Raw genomic sequence first — 2,609 nt, 5'->3', positions numbered from 1 at the left:
GAAGGCGGAGAGGATCTCGTCCACCATCGACTCCTTGGAGTCGAAGTGGTAGTAGAGGCTGCCGGCGAGCATCCCGGCCGCGTCCGCGATCTGCCGGACGGTGGTCGCGTTGTAGCCCTGAGCCGCGAAGACCTCGGCGGCGGTGTCCAGGAGTTCCTGGCGGCGGTCCGCCGGGGCGGCGGGGGCCGGGGCGGCGGTTCTGCTCGCAACCGTCTTCTTCACAGCCGCCTTTTTCACAGCCGCCTTCTTCACAGCGGTCTTCTTCGCAGCGGTCTTCCTGGCCGTGGGCTTCTTCGCTGCGGGCGTTGCGGGCTTCTTCGCCGCGGTCCTGCTCGGGGCGGCCTTGCTCGTCGCGGTCCTGCTCGCTGCCGCCTTGCGTTCAGCGGTCTTCCCGGTGGCGTTGGCCGCGGACTCCCGGGTGGTGCTGCCGGGGGCGGGCGTGGGCTGGTGGGGGTTCTTGGCGGTTGGCACGGGGATATTGTCGCGCGCTCGCGGGGTGGTTCCGCGCATTTCTTTTACTTGTAAAACACCTGCTAACGTTTTCGTATGGGGAAGAACGTCGAGCAGGTCGGAAGTGGCAGCGCGGTGCGGTTCCGGCCGCTGCCGGTGCGGAGCACGGTGCGGCTGCGGCGGCCGGCCGACATCTGGCACAAGCCGGCGCTGAGCGCCGTGGTGACGCTCGGCGTTCCGGACCTCGTGCTGCTCTGTGTGGGGCGGCTCGATCTGGTCCTGTACACCTCAGCGGGGGCGATGTGCGCGCTGTACGCGCACGGGCTGCCGTACGCGGCGCGGGCCCGGACGCTGCCGTGGGTGGTGCTGGGGATGGTGGCGAGTCTGGCCGTCGCGCTGACCGCGGCGTCGCTGGTCACCTCGGCCGCGGTGCTGGTCGTCCTGGCCTCGCTGGTCGCCGCCGCGCACAAGGTGCTGTGCGATGCGACCCGGATCGGGCCGCCGGGGAATCTGATCCTGACGTTCATCGCGGCCTCTGCCTTCTTCGTCCCGCAGCGGCCGGCGGAGGTGCTGCCGCACACCGGGCTGGCGCTGGCCACCGGGGCGTTCGCGTGGCTGGTGTGCATGGCGCCGGCGCTGGTGCGGCCGCACGGACCGGAGCGGATCGCCACCGCGCGGGCGCTGGAGGCGGCCGCCGGGCTGCTGCGGGCCCGGGCCGGAGCCGCCGGTTCCGCGCCGGCGCCCGGCGGTACGGAACCGGGCTCAGCGGCGCCCGGCAGCACGGAACCGGGCTCGGCGGCGCCCGGCGGTACCGAACCGGCCGCGGTGGCGCACGCCCGGCATACCACCGCGGCCGCCGTGAACGCCGCCTGGCACACGCTGTTCCTCGTCCCGGCCCGTACGCCGGCGAAGGCCGCGGCACGGGCGGGGCTGGAGCGGCTGCTGGTACGGGCGGAATCGGCGCTCGGCGGGGTCCGGCGGGACGCGGCCTCGGAGGCGGGGCGCCTCGGCGGCTGGGCGCGCGAGCTGCGCAGCGGGCGGCCGCTGCCCGAGGTGACGCTGTCCACCGCGGAGATCGAGGAACTGGCCGGGGTGGCCTGGGAGTTCGGGGTCGCGCTGAAGGCCGGAGCGGTGCTCGGGGGTGGCGCGGCGGCGCCCCAGGGAGACGGAGCGGTGCCGGCCATCGGCCAGTCGGAAGGCGCGCCCGGCGCCCGTGCCACCCCGGCGGTGCACGGACTGCGGCGGCCCGTCCCCGGCCGGGCGCGGGGTTTCCGGGCGGTGGTGGGGCGGTTGCGGCCCGGGTCGCCGCTGCTGCCCCTGGGGGCGCGGGTCGCGGTGGGGTGCATGCTGGCGGGCTGGGCCTCGATGGCGGTCGGTGTCGGGCATCCGTACTGGGCGGTGGTGACCGCCGCGTCGATCTACCAGGCCAACACCACGCTCTCCTGGCAGCGCGCCTTCCAGCGCACGCTGGGGAATCTGCTGGGGCTGGCGCTGTTCACCGTGCTGCTGCCGCTGATCCACACCGGGCAGCTCACGATGGTCGTACTGGCGCTGGCGTTCCAGCTGGGCGCGGAGGCCACGATCACCCGCAACTACTGGCTCGGCTCGGTGTGCGTGACGCCGATGGCGCTGCTGCTGACCGAGTTCGGGCGGCCGCTGCCGGCGGGCACGCTGATCGCCGACCGGTGGCTGGACACCGTCGTCGGCGCGGCGGTCGGGCTGGTCTGCTGCGTACTGGTCACCAACCGCCGGGCCGCCGACCGGATCGATCAGGCGCTGGAGCACGTCGCGGCGGCCGAGGCGGCGGCCTCCCGGCTGCTGGCGGCCGGGCGGACGGGCGCGCTCTCCGGGGCCGACGCGCTGCGTGAGGCCGGCTGGGTACGGGACCGGCTGGCCGGGTCCCTGGTCGAGCTGCGCGAGGCGGTGGAGGTGGCGTCCGGCGAGTGGTGGCAGCGGGCCCTCCCGGAGGAACGGATCACCCGCGCCGAACAGCAGGGCCACCGCACGCTGGCGGCCCTGGTCCGCCGGCTGAGCGCACCGGCGCTGGCCGCCTGAGCGGCGGGGCGACGGGGCGACGGCGGCACGACGGCGACGGCGACCGTGATCGCGACCGCGACCGCAAGCCGGGCGGGCGGGCGCGGCGCAGCAACCGCAAGCCG

Annotated in this window: 2 protein-coding genes; one reads left to right on the top strand and one right to left on the bottom strand. The window is 75.3% G+C overall.

Annotated elements, in window-relative coordinates; all coding sequences use genetic code 11:
- Positions 1-471, bottom strand: a 471-nt coding sequence (locus ADL22_RS36125; protein WP_234430678.1) for a helix-turn-helix domain-containing protein, incomplete at its 3' end; no start/stop codon positions are given.
- Between the two features lie 75 nt (positions 472-546).
- On the opposite strand from ADL22_RS36125, the gene ADL22_RS13295 reads away from it, so the two are divergent.
- Positions 547-2,505, top strand: a complete 1,959-nt coding sequence (locus ADL22_RS13295; RefSeq protein ID WP_234430677.1) for an FUSC family protein — start codon at positions 547-549, stop codon at positions 2,503-2,505.
- The last annotated feature ends 104 nt before the right edge of the window (positions 2,506-2,609 follow it).

Origin of the sequence: Streptomyces sp. NRRL F-4489 (assembly GCF_001509485.1) — a bacterium.
GTDB lineage: Bacteria > Actinomycetota > Actinomycetes > Streptomycetales > Streptomycetaceae > Streptomyces.
Note: the sequence above shows the minus strand (reverse complement) of the source record. Positions and strands in the feature narration are given on the sequence as shown.

Bases quoted from the DNA above. Each gene is read 5' to 3' on its own strand.
- ADL22_RS13295 (WP_234430677.1), top strand. From the start codon at position 547: ATGGGGAAGAACGTCGAGCAGGTCGGAAGTGGCAGCGCGGTGCGGTTC.